Source organism: Mycobacterium sp., assembly GCF_019243155.1.
Taxonomy (GTDB): domain Bacteria; phylum Actinomycetota; class Actinomycetes; order Mycobacteriales; family Mycobacteriaceae; genus Mycobacterium.
Map to the genome: position 1 here is coordinate 1 of NZ_JAFAUS010000522.1, position 2,196 is coordinate 2,196.

A 2,196-nucleotide genomic window follows, 5' to 3' on the forward strand; every position below is an offset into this window, starting at 1 on the left:
CGCCCGTGGGTCCGGCACTGGGCCAGCACGGCGTCAACATCATGGAGTTCTGCAAGGCGTACAACGCGGCGACTGAGGCCCAGCGCGGCAACGTCATCCCGGTGGAGATCACCGTCTACGAGGACCGCAGCTTCACCTTTGCGCTGAAGACGCCGCCGGCGGCCAAGCTGCTGCTCAAGGCTGCGGGCGTGGCCAAAGGCTCGGCCGAGCCGCATGTCAGCAAAGTGGCCAAGGTCAGCTGGGACCAGGTCCGCGACATCGCCGAGACCAAGAAGGCCGACCTCAACGCCAACGACATCGACGCCGCCGCCAAGATCATCGCCGGCACCGCCCGGTCGATGGGTATTACCGTCGAATAGACGGGGTGCCCGTGTGGGAGGGCCAGCTTCGGCCCGCTCAACCACAACCCAACCCAGATTGGATTAACGAATGAGCAAGAACAGCAAGGCATATCGCGCCGCCGCCGAAAAGGTGGACCGCACCAGCCTCTACACGCCGCTGCAAGCGGCCAAGCTGGCGAAGGAGACGTCGTCGGCCAAGCAGGACGCGACCGTCGAGGTAGCCATCCGGCTCGGTGTCGACCCACGCAAAGCCGACCAGATGGTCCGCGGCACGGTCAACCTGCCGCACGGCACCGGCAAGACCGCCCGGGTGGCAGTATTCGCAGTCGGTGAAAAGGCCCAGGAGGCAACGGCGGCCGGCGCTGACGTGGTCGGCAGCGACGACCTGATCGAGCAGATTCAGGGCGGATACTTGGACTTCGACGCCGCGATCGCCACGCCGGACCAGATGGCCAAGGTCGGTCGCATCGCGCGGATCCTCGGGCCGCGTGGCCTGATGCCCAACCCCAAGACCGGCACCGTCACCCCCGATGTGTCCAAGGCGGTGTCCGACATCAAGGGCGGCAAGATCAACTTCCGGGTGGACAAGCAGGCCAACCTGCACCTCGTCATCGGTAAGGCGTCATTCGACGAGAAGCAACTCGCCGAGAACTATGGGGCGGCGCTCGACGAGGTGCTGCGCCATAAGCCGTCGTCGTCGAAAGGCCGTTACCTGAAGAAGGTCACGGTGTCGACGACCACCGGCCCGGGCATCCCGGTCGACCCGTCGATCATCCGCAACTTCGCCGAGGGCTAACTTTCACGTCGAGCGTCGAGTTGTCGGGGGATTTTGGTCCGATCGGCCCAACAAGTCGACGTTCGACGCAGAGAGTTCGGCGATGCGGCGACGCAGGTAGTCGCGGCCCGGCTCGGAGCCATTGGCCGCCAACGCGGTTCGATACCAGATGAGCGCGTCGTCGCGGAGTCCCGCGCGCCGCAAAAGGTCGGCGCGCACCGACGGCACCAGGTTAGACCGCGCCAGCCGCGGATCGTGTGCCACCTTCTCCAATGCGGCCAGTCCGGCGTCGGGGCCGTCGCGGAAGCCAACCGCCAGAGCCCGATTCGCCCGCACCACCGGCGAATCGGTCAGCGCCAACAGATTGTCGTAGGCCGCGCAGATGCTGCGCCAGTCCGTCTGCTCCCAGGACGGTGCCGTCGCATGCAACGCGGCGATCACCGCCTGCGGCAGGTACGGACCGGTCGAGCCGTGCGCGGCCCGCAGCCGATCCAGCCCGCGTGCGATGCGGCCGCGGTCCCAGCGCCGACGGTCCTGCTCCTCCAGCGGCACCAGGGCTCCGGTGTTGTCCACCCGCGTGGTTCGGCGCGAATCATGCAGCAGCACAAGGGCTGCCAGTGCGTGGGCCTCCAACTCGGTGGGCATCAGCGTGCACAGCTCACCGGCCAGCCGCACCCCTTCGTCGCAGAGTTCGTCGCGGATCGCCGACGGGCCCGCCGTCGACCAGTAACCCTCGGTGAACACCGAGTAGATGCAACTGAGCACGTGCGGTGTGCGTTCGGGCAGCAGTTCGGCGGGCGGCACCCGCAGCGGGATGTTGGCGTGCCGGACCTTGGCCTTGGCGCGGGTGATGCGCTGGCCGACAGCGGCCTCGGTCTGCAGCAGCGCGCGGGCGATCTCCTCGACGGTCAGCCCGGAAACCAGTCGCAGGGTGAGCGCCAGCTGCGACACCCGGTCGAGTGCCGGGTGGGCGCAGGTGAACATCATCCGCAGTTCGTCGTCGCGGACAGGATGCGGTTCCACGTGATCGGTGCGCGCCCGGATGTTTTCCACCACGGAGGCCAATTCCTTTCCCGGACG

3 protein-coding genes are annotated in these 2,196 nt (G+C 67.4%); 2 read left to right on the forward strand and 1 reads right to left on the reverse strand.

The features are described 5' to 3' along the window. Both rplK and rplA read left to right on the forward strand, forming a co-directional pair. A partial coding sequence (gene rplK / locus JOZ00_RS26350) for a 50S ribosomal protein L11 (RefSeq protein ID WP_293350386.1) occupies nucleotides 1-359 on the forward strand: 359 nt, incomplete at its 5' end. A gap of 70 nt (nucleotides 360-429) precedes the next feature. Continuing rightward, nucleotides 430-1,137, forward strand: coding sequence for a 50S ribosomal protein L1 (rplA, locus tag JOZ00_RS26355; RefSeq protein WP_293350389.1), 708 nt, complete (start codon nucleotides 430-432; stop codon nucleotides 1,135-1,137). Between the two features lie 3 nt (nucleotides 1,138-1,140). Here the strand turns inward: rplA and JOZ00_RS26360 are convergent. Then, a partial coding sequence (locus JOZ00_RS26360) for a DUF6596 domain-containing protein (protein ID WP_293350392.1) occupies nucleotides 1,141-2,196 on the reverse strand: 1,056 nt, incomplete at its 5' end.